Below are 19,716 nucleotides of genomic sequence, written 5' to 3' on the forward strand. Positions count from 1 at the left end.
TGTTTCAATAGTTCGTTAAAAAATTAAGCGGCGATGGTGCCGTATAGTAAAAGTTCATTGATATATTTCTGATTTTTGTTCAAGTGTGGGTTGATCCCAAAGGTTGAAAAAAATCGGTTCATGAGTAAAGCGTTGTGGTTCATGGTCTTGATGTCTGTCATAGAGAACGCTCCGCGTTGTTCTTTGGGAATGTTTAACCAGTGAGCTGCCTTGGCGAGATTGGTAGCGGTCAGTGCCATATTGAAGTGGAAGTCGAGTTTGTTCTCACTACGGGCCTGACAGTTTTCCAGTGTGGTATGTTGTTTGGCATCCCGATAGATGAACTCGATCTGGAAACGTAGGCGGTAATACTTCACTATGGTTGTTGCATTGAATGTTGTGTTGGTAGAAAAATACAGCTTATATTTTTTCCCACAAGGTACCCGTACCACCCTGATATTGCGTTCTAAGGCTACCGAATAGAGTACGGCAGTCATGGCCAGAGTCCCGTCTTCCAGTTCCACGGTTTGGAAATGGTCATCACGGATGTCTTTATGTATGACTTTACCATCATATTTTTTGGGCCTGCCCCTGCCGCTTTTTTTGGGGCCAAGGTAGAGGTATCTGAGATTGGCATCGTCCCGCAGCCTACCCACAAAATGGAATCCTGCCCCACAAACAGTATCGATAAAGGTCTTCTTGGTGAACCAGGCATCGGCTACCACCACACGGGAGAGTCCGGATAAGCTATTGCTGGAGGTAGCGAAACAGTCCGCATAAAGTTCGGCCAGTGATTTATCACAAGACGCATCGGTTAGCGTCTGGCGGGCATCCAAGTGAAAACCGGTATGGTTGTCCACATCAATGGCGGCCATGCCCAGGAGTTCCAGTCCGCGTTTGACCCCTCCGGCCTGTCCTGACCAGAAATAGCCGAGCCCCGGGGTTTTCTTGCCTGATTTGGCAATGTAACTGGGATCGATGGCAATCACGTAATGTCCGCTGCCGTGCTGTTGGACCAGTTCTTTATTGAACCCAAGGAAATCGAAAGGCTTTTCGAATTGGATACGAAAACGCTGTTCACTATATTTGCTGTATCTTTCCAATTGTCGGAAGTTGATACGGCCCTTGATGGACAAGAACAGGGTGAAAGTCTCCACCATGAAACGCTGCCTGGAGGCGTTGATATTTTGCATATTAAACAATATGTTGACTATCTATGTTTTGTATAGGTTATAACCCTTGGTGACCATATCTTATAAACGTCTTGGAAAACACTATTAAAATACTGAAAACCAATTGTTTATTAAAATTTTCTCATCCCTTTTTATACACTTATTTCATTATAAATCAGAAACTTTTATCAAAGTGTAACACAGTATTGTGGTTACATCATTACTTTTTAGAAGTTTAACGTAAACCCGAGGCTGTATGATGGTTGAAGGGGAAAATACCGCACACCCAACCCGTGTGACTCGGGGTCTATGCCTTCCCTGTTCCTGGTAACGAGGAAGAGGTTATTCCCCCTCAGGTTAAAACGCGCCCCTTTTATAAAGGTTTTTTTCAGGGCGTGTTGAGGTATGGTATAGGTAAATATCAACTCGCGAAGTCTGATAAAGTCCCCGGGAATAACATTTTTAGTGCTGTATCGAAGTATGCTCTGCTGGTAAAAATAATATTCCTGTACATCAGGAATACCGGTATGGGCCTCATCACCGGGCTGTTTCCAACCCTTGGCTGCATCGGCATGTACGTAGGCAGGAGTCTGGTATATACCGCCCGTACCATTATAAGAATCTTTCAGCAATACATGCCCGCCACTTCCCACAAACATAAACGACAACCCGAAAGGGCCATACGTAAGGTTATTGATCACACTCCCCGAATACACAGGCACTGCGGTTCCGCCATTATGCAAATCTCCTGCGTTAATCCGGTCAACGACCTCCGGGTTAAGGCCCGGGGTCAACACGAGTTCTTCCCCGTTCCCGGTAGTGATCATTGGATATCCTTCTTCGTTAAGCCCGGCATATGTATATATGTAAAAGCTATTGGCCGGCATCCCTTCAAAATTTCTGACCCCTGCGGCGTAATAGGGTGTTGACACATAAAGTTCATCCCTGTAAATCCTGGTTACCATATTTTTGTTGTGATTGAACGTAATCCTGGTTGACCAATTGAATTTTTCTGCCCGGACATTAACAGTGTTCACCCCAATTTCAATCCCCTTGTTGTCTATATTGGCTTCGTTGTACTCCAGCGTGGAAAATCCCTGCGTGGGGTCTGCTATGCCTACAGCCAAAAGATCCCTGGTCCGTTTGATGTAATAGTCCAGGCTAAGGCCTATCCGGTTATTGAAGAGACCGAGGTCCAACCCTGCATTGATGGTTGCTGTTTTTTCCCACCGCAGGTCATTTATGGCCGGCGTAATTATTTTCAGCGCCGGGCTGTTTAAAGTATAGGGAATTGTGAATTCTGCCATATTAAACGGTCCATACCTATTGGAAATGTTTCCGTTAATACCATAAGACCCTCTCAATGCTATATTATTAAAGACAGTGCTATTAAAGAAACCTTCTTCCGACAGGCGCCATTTGCCTCCCACAGACCAAAACGGCTTGTATCGGTACCTGGGATCGGTACCAAAGAGGTTTGATTGGTCCAGCCGCACACTCCCCGAAAGGATATACCGGTTTTTAAAACTATAGGTATAATTGCCGTATAGGGAGAAATAACGGTTAAGGGTTTCTTCAAAATTATCTGAAAAATCCAATTTATCGCTTCTGCCACCGGGGTGGTTGGTATCACTTGTCGGAAATTGTGACAGTCTTTTTTTATCGATGGGATGAAATAACCCGGATGACTCATCATACCCGAATCGATCTGTAATAGTACCCTGGCCGAATACATGCCGTATTTCCGAACCCGCAATAGCCGCTATACTGTGCTCTCCGAAAGACCTGTTGAAATCCAGTTGCCCCCTCAGGGTATATGACCTTCTGTTTCTCCGGGTTTCTATCCGGCGCCCTCCGGGAGGGATCGGTAATGTACCGGGGTCCCCGTTATATTCATAGGGCGACATATTATTGATAAGCGATTTCATGATCCAGGAATCCTTCTTTCGCAAATCTCTCTCCACGGAACTTCCTGTTTCGTACTGGAAGTTAAAATTGCCTTTCAGGTCATTGCTGAGTTTGGCATTGAGCCGGAGCTGTAACCGTATTGCTAAATTTTCGGCATTTATGGTTTGCATACCCAACTCCTTAAGGGGGTAAAAAGTCTCGTCATATAACCCCATATCTATAAGCCGTCGGATCTCCTCAGGCTCTTTTCCATCCCATAACCCGTTATTGTCCGTAGGATGGTTCCTGTACGGCAATAACACTGGGAGGGCATTACCTTCTTCGTCGACCAGACTCTCATAAGGAGAGATATTTTTTATATAAAACTCATCAAAAGGGGTGCTTTCGGAACTATTAATCACCACATTCCCGGCTATATCCAGGTCTATCCCCTTCCCCAGATCAATATTGTTTACAATATCAAAAATCAGATTATCGTCCTTTTGCCCTACTTTATTCCCCTTGTTGGCCGTATAGTTGAGGGTACTCCTGAACGTGTGCCTTTCGCCCCCCCCGTTCAGGCTCAGGTTACTCTGATTCTGAAAACCGTTCCGGTAAAAGTGTTTTTTCCATTGTCCTGTATTGTCGATACCCTTTAACCTGTTAAAGACTTCTTCGGCTTCTGCCTGGCTCATCCGTCCTTCGTTAACCATGGCTACCGTATTATAAACCTGGTTCCTGGGAGCCACCATGGACTGGCTCCTTCTTCCCCCATCTTCCAGGTATTGCCGATAGGTCCGGGCATTGTTGTCTTCGGCATAGCTTCTTTCGATATCCACCAAATCGGCAGAACCTATGCGATTAAGCCTGTAAGCCAGGTCCGGCCGGCCGGTAATTGTCAGCTCGTTCCGGTAATTTACCCGAACTTTCCCTTTTTTCCCCTTTTTCGTGGTAATTACAAGCACTCCGTTAGCTGCACGGGAGCCGTAAATAGAAGCGGCGGCAGCATCTTTTAGTAAGGTTATCGTCTCTACCTCATAAGGGTTTATCGAACGGATGTCGGCTTCCAGCGGAAAACCATCCACCACAATAAGCGGAGAGGAATCCCCCGCCAAAGTAGAAATACCCCTTACCGTATATTTCGTTTGTCCCTCGTTTTGAGGGTCTGCGGCAAAACTGAGGCCCGGGAACATCCCCTGCAAAGCCTGCATCAGATTAGCCTGCCCTTTCTGTTCGAGTTCTTCGCCTGTTATGGTTTGAGTTGCCCCGGTACTTTTGTTTACCGAGAGTTCCTGGTAGCCTGTGACCACGACCTCTTCCAGCCTGGCGGCCTGTTCCTCCAGTTGTACATCAATAACAGATGAGCCTGCTTCAACAATGATTTCCCGGGGAGCAAAGCCTATAAAAGTAAAAGACAAGACCCCTCCGGCAGCAACCTCTATACGGTAATTCCCGTCAAAGTCGGTAACAACCCCGTTCTCACTCCCCCTGACCAAAACCGTAACCCCGGGGAGCGGGTTTCCTTCGCCATCGGTAACTGTTCCCCGAACCTCAACTGTTTGCAGTATTGTAGTTGCTCCAAAAACCGCTTCCTTTTCTCTTACAATAATCGTATTATTATAAAATTCATAGGAGAAATTCCCCGGGGCCAGAACCCTATCCAGCAAATCCCCTACACTGATCTCTCCCCCGGCTATCTCTGTATGAAAGGTCTCTTCCAGAAGATCGGGACGATAAATAAACTCGTAATCCGTCTGGCTTTCGATCAGGCGGAAAACTTCTTTTACGGATAAAACAACATCCGTGTCAATACGCACCCGGGCATTCTGGGAAAATCCCTCGTAAGGCCCCAGGCCAAAGGCCAGGGTGCAGTAAAAAAAGATAATGCTTTTCATTCCCATCAACAGCAACCCTTCCCGGTCTAAACACCTCCCCCTTTTCCGTTTAATTTTCATATATTTGTAGTGTGGTTAGTTAATATTCCTTAATTAATCGTTTTACAAGGAATAAAGCCGCTCCGTGGAAAAGATGCCGGCTTTGTTCCTTTTTCTATTTCTCCCCGAATGAGGTAAAAGACTCCTTCCTACGGATTATTTCCATAAGTTCCTCATCGGACAATACAGGCAGAAAGGCCTCCGCCTTTTTCCAATGTTCTTTTAAAAGTTCCAATTCATCCATATAAAGTAATACCAGGAGTCACATGACAGTGTTTAAATATCGAAGGGGCGTTTTTATACACCTTTATTTGGCCTTATAAGCCGGGCTCTTCACTATAGATATTACAATTTCCTAAAAATGGGTGACAAGGATTAACATGAATTTTATCCCTCAGGTACTTCGACAGGTGATACACTGAGTACCGAAGTGCCCAGTACAGGTATACTCAGGACATCGCCTATGATCTTTTCATGTGTATTCCGAAAACTAAATTCAAACAGCTTCTAACAAAAAAAGCGCCCTTGCGGACGCCTTCTGTTATTCTTTAAAAAATGAACTCGTTTATTTCCAGGATTCGACCGGCCCCGGATGAAGGTGCACTTCAAACTGTTCCGCTTCCTCTCTGGTACTGTCATCCAGGTTAATCAGGGTTGTATTATCTTTCTCAGACAACTGCAGATAACCATACCTACCTGCCGGCGTCCTGTCGCGAAAAGCTACGATATCGCCGTCTTCAATAATACCTGAATGGTTACCCTCTTTCTTTTTGACAAGGACAAGTTCCAAACCGGGTAATTGCGACTCCTGGAATTTCGGAAAATAACGATATGCTCCGTCATCTGACTCCTTCCTGCTCCAGAAATTATTAAGGTGCTCACTTATTTCTACCCGGACGGGCCCTTCTTTTAACTCAAAATAATTGTCACGCTCCCCGAGATTGACCATATTAAACCAGGTATTTTCGCCCGCAGACGAAGCAGAAACGGCTAACCAATCATTAGTTTCGGAGGGGTTCCAGGCAATAAATTTTCCGGTGCTCACAGCTTTTAATGACATACGGTCGTACTTTCTGGCCTTCATACTTGCTTTGGGCGTAGATGCATCGGAATAGAAACTCCCCTCCACGGGGTAATGATCCGAAAAATCGACGAAATAATCTTTTTTGACATCCATAAACAGGTTCCTATGACTCATTAGCGTGGTGCTGACGGGATCAAAAACAACATTCTGCCATGACGGCGGCACAAGATGATCATCAGACACAAAGATGTAATCCAGAGATTCCTGCTCATTTTCAGGATAAGGATACGTATAGGAAACCAGGCTATTGGTCTTTGTATCCCAGGTGTATGGCAAACCTTTGTATGAGGGCGGCGAAACATTTAACGTCTGTAGCATGGTCATATACTCGTCCGTATCCTTTACAATATTGAAATCCCCCCCAATGATCACCATTTCGTCCACAGGTATGTCCAGGGCATCAATATAGGATCTGATCTCTTTTAGCTGGGCTTCCCTGACTTTTCTTTCCACATCCGCAGGGCAGGCTATACTGCCCGTAGATTGCATATGTGTTGCAATAAAATGTATAGGTTTCCCTCCTTTAATTATACGGGCATATACCAAACCTTTTTTAGACCCTAATCCCTCTACAAAGCAGTTCGCAGAGAAAAGATACTGTTCCATATGTGCTATGGGGTATTTACTCGCAATCATCACACCGCCATTAAGATGACCATCAGCAATATTTTCTCTCCAATTGTGTGTGTCATCCCAATCATTTTGCGAGATGCCTAAAACAGGTGTCAGATAAGGATGTGTTTCCGAAAGGCCTTCGCATAATGCTTTGGTTGCAGGCTTGTCAAAGCATTCCTGTAATAACAGAACATCGTAGTTTTTAATAAAACCGGCCTTGCCTAACCGGGATGCCCTTTCTTCCTGTGACCAACTTTGGCTACTGGCCAGTGCAATCGCTTCAGTAAGCAGATACATGTTATAGGACAACACCCTTACAGGCGCTTCTCCTCCTCCTTCTTCTATAAGAGGTGCTGTTTCTTCACTTCCTGCCCCCTGCCATATTTGATCCGGGCTGCAGGAAGCAGTAAACAAAAGCAACAATAACAATGCGTAAAATTCGTAATTTAATTTCTTCATTGTCTTCTTTTTTAGTAAGAGAAAGAAAATTACTTCGATTACAGAAGAAAGATTTTATGAAAATATTATAGAAACATTAACTTTTTAGCGTTATGAAAAACTATGCGACAAGGTCTTAAAAAGCCTGGAACAGAGTGTTAATTCCCGGTTCAAATGGAGATTTTGTAAATTTTATTGGATTTCTCTAATGTTGCCCAACTCGTTGTAAATCTCAAATATTACTTTAGCATCTCTGACCGCCAGTTTATTTTTTGAATGAAGTTACAGTTGAAATTCCACTTCAGTTGGGAAATGCCTTTTAAGGTGCGTTACACCTGTACTGAGTTTACCTGTACTAACAAAGTCGAAGTGTCGTAATAAACGCATTATACAATGGGTCCTCATTTCCGCGGAGCTCAAACGAGGACCAGCTTGGAACCGTGTAGATATTTGCTTCCAAACAAGCCCGGATAGGGCCATTTAAGGGATTGTATTTATGGGCGTTTTCGGGGTTTCAATGGAGAGACATCCGGGGTATATCCTATCGACCCTACCAAGTCATTGCCCCCGGCGTCGACCAAAGCGTAGTATGGCTGTGCGTTAGCCTTATATTTTGTGATCTGCGGATCACTCCATTTGTTGTCAATAGTCCTTATTTTTTTCGGTAGCTTCGGATATATTTTATTCACTTTCAGGCAATTCCCACTTATCATCGACATACAGGGAAACCAGTACCACATCGTTCTTAAGGATATTCAATATCTTCTCTTCACTCCATACCCGCTCTTCCATTTTCCAGCAATTCACACAAGTATGTCCGGTAAAATCGATCATTACCGGTTCACCTGCTTTTCTGCCTTAGCCTGCCAGGTTACGGGTATTACCAGCTGTGCCTGCCCCATAAATCCATTAAACAGGAGCAGAAGGTATATCACAATATTTTTTCTCATCTGTTTTTGTAGTATTGTCTTTCCATAGTTGGACAGGAACAGGAAAAAACTCTTATATCGCTATTTTGAAGCTAACGATTATTTACTAAAATTTTATACGTTTTGCCCCTTATATTACTTTATGATCTGAAAATCTACTTTCGTATTTCCCGGAGCAATTTGAGTATTTACAGATATGCCTCTTTTATCCGTTGCCACTATCACTACTTTTAAATTCTCAATATTCTCGGAAATATAGTTTATATCTAAAGTAGTTTTATAGCTTCCTTCTTTCATGTTTTCTTTGGGGACTGAAACCGTACCAGTAGCTCCCCTAACTACATCATTGTGTTCAAAATCGGCTAATCCCTCCATATCATACTTTTTCCCATCCGCCATAATCTCTATATCTCCGAATTTCAGGTTAGGAAAAAGCCTTCCTTCCGTAGCATCTACCTGAGGTCGAATTATTTTATCTTCCACCACATAGGCAGCATAACTCAATCCCGACATATCCTTGGGAAAGGCAAATTCTATCTCTATACGGCCTTTTGTTTTCTCTAATGAGGAAGAAATGGCGATCCCTACAGGACTACTTTCTTCTATTATATCCAAAAAATCTTTCTCTATGTTTTTCGATAATTTATCATTGTCAGATTTTGGATCAAAGTTTTTATCGCTTAAGACAGTAGGATATGAGAATTCCCTATAACGCCCTTGAAACAAAGTAGGATAGCCTCCTACTCCAAGGTTAGAAGCCAACTCCTCCATTTTTTCTTTAGCCGCTTCTGCCAGGGGGTCGGCGTGCCATGTTAACATGACTATTTTATCTCCAATCTCCTCTTTTGCGACGTCCATATAATAGTGTGCTAAAGGGCAATATTGGCACCAATCAGCTGTAAACTGGTCAACCAGCATTTTATATTCATATTTGAGTTCCTCATCCGCCACGTCGGGGGTCTTCTCATTATTATCCGGAGCGTCATCATCTCCCTTACTGCACGAATTCAAACAGGTCAGTGAAAAGGCAGAGACCAGTAGCAGCATTAGCAATACATACTTGTTTTTCATAAAATTAAAATTTATTAGTTGAACTGTTATTTTGTTGAACTTATCCGGACACTAGCTGAAGACCGGGATAAGTCCATATTCCCTGTATTCATAGTTTGACAGGGAAAGGGGCAAAACGTATAAAATGTTAAATTCTGAATACTGTCTTTTTAAAAAATTTCTGGTTATAATCTGGTAGCCCACTACTCCCGTACTAAAAAGAAGTAGACACATATAAAGTAAAACCGGCAGCTTCCGTGACCATACGGCATACTCCCCCTACGCAAAGCAATCCCCCGCGCTGTCTTCCATAGCTCAGGGCTACCCGGGAAGAATTTTTCGAAAAACTTGCCCCCAGATTATAGTAGTGGATTTTATCAAGCCCGTAATTATAGCTGTCGTGAACATAAAAGGACCAGTGTTGGTCAAGTCCATATTCCACGGTTGCTGCGGCCCAATTCTTAAAATTGTCTTTCACCCATTGGTGCTGGCCTTCCATCCGGATGGATTGTGACTTTCCGAATTTATAAGTGGTTTCCGCAGTTGCCGTAGTGGCATTGACCATGCCTCCCTTGCCTTCGATATATCCCCTGTTGTAGTGTTGATTGAGGTACATGAATACGGACGACCAGTTTTTGGACCACTTTTTTCTGACCTCCACGGCCATATCGTTATAGTATTTATCACCAAAGCCCAGGGCTTTTGTTGTATACATCCCTGTTTCCGGGTCTCCTTCAATATCCAGTCCACCCCAGTATGACGTATTTAAAGCTACCTGTGTTCCGTATTTTCCTCCCAGGGCACTGTTTTTCTTAAACTTGTAATAAAGGTCCAGCTGCCCGCCTATTTCCCCGGCCGCGATTTTGGGGGTTGTCTGATATTGAGGCTGTGCCTGGTATACGTATATATTCTGAAGGGCATAGTCGTATTGTTTGGTCAAAGCCGGTACATAATTGACAACTCCCCGGTTAAATACGTTACCGTCCAGATCGTGCTGGGAATAAAACCTCATATTTTCCATTCTTCTCAGGGAGGCATTGACACCCAGCCCCTTTCTGGCGTACCCGAGGTCCAATAAAAAAGCATTTCCGGCTTTTTTATTTCCATCTATCAGCGGTGCCCCCATATTCATCAACAGGTCCTTTCCTTTATGGACATATTCTATTTCGGAATAAAAGCCGCCTTTAGATACACTTAACCGCCCGGAATAGGAATTTACAAGATGCGCATTGTTACCGTTCAAATAACGATGCTCATAATCTTCATAGCGGCCTACATAAGACAACCCGAAGCTTATATCGACAGTACCGATCGCTAAAATATCCGAAAGTCCGGCTTCCATATTGGCGCCGTAGAGGGTACCTTTGGAAAGGTCAAAGCCCAAACCTACACGTTGTCTGCCCCCGAGGAATGTAAATGTCAGTGCGTCTGCAGGAGCATATTCAACACGCCCTCCGAGAATGGCATTGTTAATTCCCAATTGCCTGTCTTCCCAGCTACGCAATATCAATCCGCTTCCAAATTGTTCGTAAAAGTGTCCCGCGGTTACATCGAGCCCTAATTTTTTATTACTGTACCTGGCATAAACTGTCCCGATATCCACCCCTTTCAGTTCCGGATTGTAGTTAAGAAGGGATAGGGGAAGATAGGATTCCCCCTGGACCCCAAAACTCCAGGAGCCCGTAATATAGTCGAGTTTTAAATAGGAATTGGAACGATAGCGGTGTTCGGCGTCTTCCCCGTCCAGTTGTATTTTATTGTCATCTACATACCTTTGACCGGTAGATTCCAGACTTCCGCTTATTTGTGCATTACTGAGATTTGAGATCAATGTCAGACCCAAAAAAAGCAGACCTGTCTTTTTTACCATAGCATACGTCTTTTTCATTTTGAATATTCCAGGATCTTTTCATAGAGTTTATTCTCGGAGCCCGGAACGTAACTGGTATGCTGATAGATAATTTTCCCCTTGTATACTACTAATACCGTGGGCATTGCCACAACATTCATTTTTCTTTGAAAATCCTGGTTTTCATCGAGCAATACTTCAAATTCCCACCCTTTTCCGTTGATCAGGGGTTTTACACGTTTTATTCCCCGGGAATCGTCTGTCGATATGGCGTATAGTTCAACCCCGGTCTCTTCCTGCCAGTCGGCATAAACATCGTTGATGGCATCCAGTTCTTTTAAACAGGGCCCACACCAGGTGGCCCAGAAACTCAATATCACGGGGTTTTCTCTTTCATTGAATTGTACCGTATCGAAATGTTTTCCCGTTAAAGCCTTTAAAGGGACAGAAGGGATTTCCTGGCTTTGCCCGGAGGCAGAAAAATGCACAAGCAACATGGTAGCAGCTATAAATACGTAGGTTAATCTCATTATATACCTGATTTTAATTAAATGATTATAGATTATTTTTCGATAAACCGGCTTCAATCACGGTATTCCCTTTTCCTGCCGTCATAATAATTTTCGCCCTTTTAAGAAACTCCCGTAAATCCTCATACATGTAAAGTGTCAAAAGGCTGTCACTACACTTTTTTACAGCTGTACATGTATATTGTGACTAAAAAACGGCTTAAAATATGATGAATGTATTTTTCCTTTGATTAAAACAGCCCCATATCATTAATGCTTGCTTTAGGGTTATGATAATATTATTTTTTTGTTAAATAATATGACGAATGTAGATTTTATGAATTACAAAAAGTATAGGGAAACTCCTATTTTTAAGAATAAGGTTTTTGTGCCGGGACAGGTTTTCCAGCTTCGCTATGCCTTTTTATTGCGTGATAAAGTGCAGAGCGGGCAATACCACAACGCAAAGCCGTTTTTGTTACGGGGCCTGACCGGGCTTGTCCCTTTTGGGAATCATAAAAGTTTTCTGTTCTGCATTGCCCAGGAAAGCAGGGCGTTGTAAGTAGGGGGCAGATCCAGTTTTTTACGTAGCTTGGTCTTTATTCTTTCTATGTTCTTCTCACTGCAAAAGAACTTTTCAGCCAGTTTGCGATTACTGCTTCCATCCATAAGCTCCCTTAATATTTCCTTTTCCCTTCTCGTTATTTTTTTCAGCACGTCCGTACACCCCGTATTTTCATCGCAGTCCATATAACGACTCAAATAATTTTTACCCTGTCTCACGGTATTCATACAATCTTTAATCTCAGTCAAAGCATAATCCTTTAATAAATACCCTTTAACTCCGGTTTCTATAGCTTCTTTGTAATAGTGTTGATTATCGTGTATTGTCAATACGATAAAACTTATTCCGGGATACTTTTTCCGTACATTTCTGATCACTTCTATACCATCTTTATGAGGCATATTGATATCGATAAAGACCATATCCGGTTTGTAGTGCAGGATTTTGTTAAGCGCATCTTCTCCGTCCCTGGCTTCTGCCACCACTATATTATCCGGGTCTTCCCTAAGGACATCTCTCAACCCTCTCCGAACCAAAGGATGATCATCCGCTAATAATATCTTTATCATTTTGCTTATTTTTTTTATACTGGCCCGATATTGGTATTTTAAAGCAGATTTCAAAGCCTCCCAGTTCTCCCTTTTCAACGACCTGATATTCACCTCCTAATAGCACCATACGTTCTTTCATGGTTTTCAATCCCATGGATGGTTTCCCGGCCGCCGGATTACATGCTGTTCCTTTACCGTTATCTGCCACTTTTATTTTTAAAAAACCACTTTTTATCCCAACGGATATCAGCGCTTCATCTGCATCTGAATGTTTTATGATATTGTTTAGACTTTCCTGGACAATGCGATAGATATGTAAAGCCTTTTCTTTTTTGAAGTACTCATCGACCTCCCTGCTGATTGTACTTTTGAAATAAACAGAGGATACTTCGTCTATATTTCTTATCAGGTACTCCAGGGACATGGACAGCCCCATACTGGTTATATATACCGGATGGAGGTTGCCGGAGATCCGTTTTATATCATCAATTAACAATTGTATCTGTGAGCTAAACCTTTCTTCCTCCTGCCGGGCCTTTAGCAATACCAGGCTCTGGCCTATTCCATCGTGAAGTTCCCTGGCTATCCGTTTCCTCTCTTCTTCCCGCGTTTCCATCAGCTGACGGAAAAAATCGTTTTGTAAGCTATTGATGTATTTCACATGACGGGTCCGGGTCCTGTATATTACCAGCGTAACTCCTCCGGACAATGCAAAAAGCAATATAAAAAACCATCCTGTTTTCCAAAAAGGGGGCGGTATGGTAAATGTATAAGAAATACAGCCGCCCTGCCATTCTCCGCGCCTGTTCGTTGCTTTACCTATAAAGGTGTAATCCCCCGGGGGCAAAAAAGAGAAATGCGTATTCAATTCACGGGATGGTTCAGACCAGTCCTGATAGGTCTCTCCGTTCCTGGTCAATTTATAACTATACCCGATAGAACCGGGTAAATACAACTCTCCCTCGTCAAAAGGATACAGTCCGTAAGGATATACCTGGCTGTAAATGCCTATGGAAACAAAAAGGCAGAACATAATATTGGAGTAATTCTTTTTCATGCCACACCATCAAGAATTATGGGAAAAATACTGACTATACATGTGGTTGATGTTTCTATAACTGATTGTTCGATTTCCCGGGATCTCCCCGCTGGTGCCTGTTTGTAACGGATCCCATTTTATCCGGCATCCCGATAATTATCCGGAGTAATGCCCTTTCGTACGCGTTATACGATGAGCCCTCGTTTCCGCCGGCCTCAAACGAGAACCAATTGAGTTGAGGCCGATGATACATCCATACCGGTTGGCAGCCACATATAAAAGAAGCAGCCCGTTTTACCGGGCTGCCAACAAACTAAATCAATCTACATTCATGAAAACAAAAACAATGTAAACTAATTTTTAAGTGCTGTTTGATCCATTTGAAAAAGGGTTTCAAAGAGCTCTATATAATTTGTATTGTCCATCAGCAATCTCTTCTCTATACTATATATTACAAAAAACCGGAAACGGATGACAAAAATTAAGAGAAATATTCGGAAACAAGCAATTTAACAAATACAACAGTAGCGTTTAACTATTGAAAAGTGCATTAGTTATGGAGTTCATGAGTTATTCAGGTAATACTTATAAACTCCATAACTAAAGAACAACTCCCCCAACCAACCTGAGACTAATCATACGGATATGAATATTATCGATTTTCGTTCACCGAACCGTCAATATTTGCATTGGCATCGATTTCGGATTGCGGAATTTTCAAATAGAATTTTTTGTCGTTCGGGGCAAGATCTGCCGAACTGCCAACCCTGTGATTTCCGGACCTGCTTATGCCTCTCTGCAACCTTTTGGCATCAAACCACTCCACCCCGATCTCCGCATACAATTCCTTTCTTCTTTCCAATAAGATCTCCTCCAGTAGATCTTCCCCGGTATTCGAAGATTTTATAGCTTTCGGGTCTCTGTTCTGTTGAATGGCATACAGCAGACCATGGGCCCCTCCGGCATCACCGTTTCTATATTTTGCTTCTGCTTCAATCAATATCATTTCGGCTGTTCTGATGATAGGTATATCCGCATCAAAAGTAAATGCAAACTTACTGGTCACCCAATGCCTGAAACTCGATTCTTCTACCTCGTAGTAATTGTTAAACAGCTTCCTTATATCCGTACCGGAAAACAGATTGACAAACTCATTGTTAAAATAGGCATTTTGATAAGATTCGACGCTATGATCTGTTTGTACATGCGGTGCGCTGTAATAATACTGTGACTGATCGTCATACTGGGGCAGTCCCCATATCCATTCCCCGACCGACAGATCGTTAAACCCGTTTGCATATGATCCGGAAACCAGGGCCGAAGACAAATCCCCTCCGTAAGCAGCATTAGCTGCGGTTTCAGCATCCTCCCAATTTCCCATCACCTGGTACACCTGTGCCAGCATTGCATGGGCCACATTTTTATTGATATAGGATTTATCCAGACGCGATATACCCACATTCTCTACGGCAAACTGTAAATCTTCAAGGATCAGATCGTATACCTCCTGTGTCCGGGACATGGGGTGCCCTTCCAGGGACAATTCGGTATAGACTGGCGGTGCCGGGAAATCAGGGGCTACGGAATACGCAGGGGCGAATTCCAGCACCAGTTGATGATAGTAGTACCCCCTGATGGCACTCCCCGACTGTTCCGGGTAATTCTGGACCTGCGTCGAATAAGACGAACCCAGTCCGAGAGACAACCAGCCGTTTACCCGGGTATCAATATTCAAACGCGTTGTTGCACGGTTAAAGTCTGAAGTCTTAACAGCCCCTTCCTGGGCCAGGTAATTTGCCGAGAAAAAATACGTCGTTTTTTCACTTCCTCCGGAAACAGTTAAACCGTATTGTTGCCGCAAGGCATTCCTGTTCATGATCCGGTCTTCCCAATTGGTATTCCATTTCCTGGCTGTCGATACCAGCCTACCGTCCGGCTCCACGGGAATGGCATTATTATACGGGTTATAGCCCAGATGTTCTACCAGGCCATTGGAAGCGGCGTTCGCAGCCTCCTGAGGAGTCATACCATCGGTCATATTCCTATTCCGCAGGGATTCCCAGGAAAGTTCCATGTATTGGTCAGCATCGAGAAAATCATGAAATTTCACGGCCTGATCAGCAAATCCCAGAGAAGTTGAAAAATTCACCCTGGCCGGAGAATTCAGCTTCCCTTTTTTTGTTGTGATCAGAATAACGCCATTGGCCCCTCTTGATCCATACAATGCGGTAGAGGAGGCGTCTTTCAACACACTCATGGACTCTATCTGGTCCTGGCTGATCGTGTTCAGGTTTCCGTTAAACGGTGCCCCGTCAACCACTATCAGCGGATCTGCGGCAGCATTAATGGACCCGATACCACGTACGCGAAGGTCGGGTTATCACCGGGTTGTCCGCCGGAACACTTCCCCGGATGGCCGTTGTGACATCGGTAAGTTGTTGTGTCTCTATAACCTGTGAATCAATTTTGGCAACAGACCCTACTATGGCCCTTTCGGACTGTTCTCCATAGGCAACTACAATGACTTCTTCCAGGGCCTGCGCATCTTCTTCCATTCGTAGGTCAATGGTCGCGGAGGTCCCCACTGTCCGTTCTGCGGTAGCCATCCCTACATACGTGAATTGCAGTACCTGTCCTACGCCGACCGTTATACTGTAATTCCCGTCAAAATCGGTCTGGGTACCTGTTGATGTTCCCTTTACCACGATGTTCGCGCCGGGTAACGACATCCCCTGCCCGTCTGTCACATTACCCGTAATTGTCTTCTCCTGCGCAAAGGAAAGCTGTACGATAAATGCCAACAGGAACGTCAGCTTCTGAGTAAACTTTAGTATCATATCACATACATCTGAATTAGATCATTTTTCCGGATATATTCCTGAAAATTGTATCTTCTCTTAACTACACGGATAGCACTCTTAACTTTTTTCTTAAGAATGGGGCGTACGAGGGGCTATATGCCGGGAGGAATAACCTCAACAAACCGTCCATTGATATCATCCACTATTTTATATATTACAATTTCTTAATAATGGGTGACAAAGATTAACATGGATTTTTCAGAGATAAGTAACTTAACACATACAGCAAGAAAGTTTTAGAATCTGTCCGAATTTTATCTCTTAGGTACTTCGACAGGTGATACACTGAGTACCGAAGTGCCCAGTACAGGTATACTCAGGACATCGCCTATGGTCCTTTTATGTGTATTCCGAAAACAAAATTCAAACAGCTTCTAACAAAAAAAGCGCCCTTGCGGACGCCTTCTGTTATTCTTTAAAAAATGAACTCGTTTATTTCCAGGATTCGACCGGCCCCGGATGAAGGTGCACTTCAAACTGTTCCGCTTCCTCTCTGGTGCTGCCATCCAGGTTAATCAGGCCGGCATTGTCTTTATCGGATACCTGCAGATAATGATAGCCTCCTGCCGGCATTTTATCCCGGAAAGCTACAATATCGCCGTCTTCGATGGCTGCTGAAAGATTGCCCTCTTTCTTTTTTACCAGGATAAGCTCTAAACCGGGCGGTTGTGACGCCTGGAATTCCGGGAAATAATGATAAGCCCCGTTATCCGATACCTTTTTGTTCCAAAAATTATTAAGGCGCTCACTTACTTCCACCCGGACAAGCCCTTCTTTTAACTCAAAATAACTGTCGTTCTCCCCGAGATTGACCATATTAAACCAGGTATTTTCGCCCGCAGACGAAGCAGAAACGGTTAACCAATCATTAGTTTCGGAGGTGTTCCAGGCGATAAATTTTCCGGTGCTCACAGCTTTTAATGACATACGGTCGTACTTTCTGGTCTTCATACTCGCTTTTGGCGTAGATGCATCGGAATAGAAACTCCCCTCCACGGGGTAATGATCCGAAAAATCGACGAAATAATCTTTTTTGACATCAATAGACAGATGGCTATGATTCATTAGCGTGGTACTCACAGGATCAAAAACAACATTCTGCCATGAGGGCGGTACAAGGTGATCATTAGATACAAAGATGTAATCTATACGTTCTCTCTCATTTTCAGGGTAAGGATACAAATAGGACCTCAGGCTATTGGTCTTGCTGTCCAAGGTGTATGGCAAACCTTTGTAAGAGGGCGGCGAAACATTTAATATCTGCAGCATCATATTATATTCCTCCGTATCCTCCTCTAAAATGTTGAAGTCCCCTCCTATAATAACCATTTCATCTACAGGTATATTCCGGGAATCGATATAGGATTTTATCTCTTTTAGCTGGTTTCTCCGATGTGTTTTTTCCCCGCCCATACAGAGAGGATCCGTATTTTGCATATGCGTAACGATAAAATGCATACGTTGGCCGTCTTTAAGTATACGGGCATACACAAAGCCCTTATTGGAAAAGGCATCAGGACCACAGTACCCGGGAGAGAAAACATACTGCTCCATATGTTCTACAGGGTGCTTACTCGCAATCATCACACCGCCGTTTTCAATATTAAACCATTTATCATCTGTCAAATTGTACGTGGCGTCCCATTCATTATTTGAAGTGCCTAAAACAGGGGTCTGGTAGGGATGGGTTCCGGAGAGGTTTTCGCATAACACCTTAGTCGCAGGCTTGTCAAAGCATTCCTGTAATAACAGAACATCGTAGTTTTTAATAAAACCGGCCTTGCCTAACCGGGAAGCCCTTTCTTCCTGTGACCAACTTTGGCTGCTGGCCAGTGCAATCGCTTCAGTAAGCAGATACACGTTATAGGACAACACCCTTACAGGCGCTTCTCCTCCTCCTTCTTCTATAAGAGATGTTGTTTCTTCACTTCCCGCCCCCTGCCATATTTGATCCGGGCTACAGGAATTGGTAAACAAAAGTAACAATAACAATGCGTAAAATCCGTAATTTAATTTCCTCATTTGCTTTATTTTTAGTGATGAAAAATTTTTCGGAAAAGTAATATTTTACGGATATCGTTGTGTTAAGGGGTGGTTATTATTCTAACCTGTAAACTTATGTAAATGAGACACTTAAAATCCTTTGCATAATCGGGACCAAGGAGTGTCTTTCTGTTTTTACTGAAAATCAGTTAGTTATATTTTATTTCGGAATAAAACAGGAATCAATTTAAGCGGTATAAAACAGGAATAATCACCATTAATTTCTGCAATTTAACCCGCATACAGAGGCAAATTGCAGCTTACGGCATATGCTGAAAATAACAGAAGCATAAACATTTATTATCCTTGCGATAATACCCCTGTACCTGATTTTGAAATGAACTCGTTCGTTGGGGAGACGCCCGGGAAGTGTACAGTCAACCGCTATACGACAGGATCCACACCGACTGCTCCGACCCTTTTTCCGGTTATACCTTAGAAGAAATATGGCCCGCAAGAAATTTTGACCCTTCTTATATGAATGTATGGGCCATCCCCAATACCGTCATCCGGTCATCAGGAATTGCCCCAAATACAGGCTGGTAATAACATCCAGGAAAACGGCCCCTGTAAACAGCCGGGCACCCGGCAGAAGATAACCCCGATAGTCCCGAAACTATCGGGGGCGAAAAATTTGCCTTAATCGGGAAATACAGACATTTACTCCTTCATAAGAAACCTGTACTATACAAGTCTTTAGGAGCAAGTTCAATCGGAACAGATATCTACGCCAAGATTTACCTCAATAACATAGTCCGCGGGCACAAGTCCAAACATGGTTCCCAGGTTGATATCGGCTCCCAGGTTGAGAGGGGGTATCAGGGAGCATGGGATCAACCCTCCATGAGTACCTTTTAATTCCGAAATGTTCATTTCTCGAACATCAAATACTTCCGGTGTTTTCATGATCAAAAGTTTAAGTTAATAAATAAAGTATAATCCTAAACGGTAAATACTATTGCTAAACCTATACTACATTCCAAACAGCATCATGGGGTAACTGTTGCTTTAAATACAACCCGATACGATTTTGAACAAGTGAAAAAACAGTATACCACAAACAAATTTAGGATTATTCCCTGCATAAACCTTGCAGTTTAATGTTTTCCATGTACCTATCGTTAAACTTTTCGGGGTATATTTTAATTTCTGAACTCGTCTTTTGCCCGGGTAGGCCCTAAGAGCATGTTTAAATAGGCTCTAAACGAGGT

General features: G+C 43.3%; 13 protein-coding genes. All 13 read right to left on the reverse strand.

Going from position 1 to position 19,716, the window contains the following annotated elements; all coding sequences use genetic code 11:
- Positions 1–23 precede the first annotated feature (23 nt).
- A complete protein-coding gene (locus ACVBDU_RS19805; protein ID WP_447180155.1) occupies positions 24–1,172 on the reverse strand; it encodes a transposase in 1,149 nt (382 codons plus the stop codon).
- 206 nt (positions 1,173–1,378) lie between these two features.
- Entirely contained in the window at positions 1,379–4,993 is a 3,615-nt protein-coding gene (locus tag ACVBDU_RS19810) for a SusC/RagA family TonB-linked outer membrane protein (protein WP_123217841.1), read from the reverse strand.
- 544 nt (positions 4,994–5,537) lie between these two features.
- Positions 5,538–7,130 (reverse strand): sphingomyelin phosphodiesterase, encoded by a 1,593-nt coding sequence (sph, locus tag ACVBDU_RS19815; protein WP_447181446.1) that lies wholly within the window; start codon positions 7,128–7,130, stop codon positions 5,538–5,540.
- A gap of 660 nt (positions 7,131–7,790) precedes the next feature.
- Entirely contained in the window at positions 7,791–7,943 is a 153-nt protein-coding gene (locus ACVBDU_RS19820) for a thioredoxin family protein (RefSeq protein WP_394342884.1), read from the reverse strand.
- Between the two features lie 230 nt (positions 7,944–8,173).
- Positions 8,174–9,109, reverse strand: a complete 936-nt coding sequence (locus ACVBDU_RS19825; protein WP_123217843.1) for an Omp28-related outer membrane protein — start codon at positions 9,107–9,109, stop codon at positions 8,174–8,176.
- Between the two features lie 193 nt (positions 9,110–9,302).
- The gene (locus ACVBDU_RS19830) at positions 9,303–10,976 is read right to left on the reverse strand and encodes a DUF6029 family protein (RefSeq protein ID WP_447173625.1); all 1,674 of its coding nucleotides are present in this window, start codon (positions 10,974–10,976) and stop codon (positions 9,303–9,305) included.
- Complete coding sequence (locus tag ACVBDU_RS19835) at positions 10,973–11,467, reverse strand: TlpA family protein disulfide reductase (RefSeq protein ID WP_447173626.1); 495 nt, start codon at positions 11,465–11,467, stop codon at positions 10,973–10,975. Before ACVBDU_RS19835 ends, ACVBDU_RS19830 begins: the two co-directional genes overlap by 4 nt.
- 492 nt (positions 11,468–11,959) lie before the next feature.
- Positions 11,960–12,580, reverse strand: a complete 621-nt coding sequence (locus tag ACVBDU_RS19840; RefSeq protein WP_447173627.1) for a response regulator transcription factor — start codon at positions 12,578–12,580, stop codon at positions 11,960–11,962.
- On the reverse strand, positions 12,555–13,619 hold the full coding sequence (locus ACVBDU_RS19845; RefSeq protein WP_447181447.1) for a sensor histidine kinase: 1,065 nt from the start codon (positions 13,617–13,619) through the stop codon (positions 12,555–12,557). The genes ACVBDU_RS19840 and ACVBDU_RS19845 overlap by 26 nt, the downstream gene beginning before the upstream one ends.
- A gap of 634 nt (positions 13,620–14,253) precedes the next feature.
- A complete protein-coding gene (locus ACVBDU_RS19850; RefSeq protein ID WP_447173629.1) occupies positions 14,254–15,921 on the reverse strand; it encodes a RagB/SusD family nutrient uptake outer membrane protein in 1,668 nt (555 codons plus the stop codon).
- Positions 15,922–15,943: 22 nt separating this feature from the next.
- The gene (locus ACVBDU_RS19855) at positions 15,944–16,438 is read right to left on the reverse strand and encodes a carboxypeptidase-like regulatory domain-containing protein (protein WP_447173630.1); all 495 of its coding nucleotides are present in this window, start codon (positions 16,436–16,438) and stop codon (positions 15,944–15,946) included.
- A gap of 456 nt (positions 16,439–16,894) precedes the next feature.
- A complete protein-coding gene (gene sph, locus ACVBDU_RS19860) occupies positions 16,895–18,484 on the reverse strand; it encodes a sphingomyelin phosphodiesterase (RefSeq protein ID WP_447181448.1) in 1,590 nt (529 codons plus the stop codon).
- Positions 18,485–19,213: 729 nt separating this feature from the next.
- Positions 19,214–19,411, reverse strand: coding sequence for a hypothetical protein (locus ACVBDU_RS19865; RefSeq protein ID WP_447181449.1), 198 nt, complete (start codon positions 19,409–19,411; stop codon positions 19,214–19,216).
- Between the last annotated feature and the right edge of the window lie 305 nt (positions 19,412–19,716).

Source organism: Sinomicrobium endophyticum (assembly GCF_052983315.1).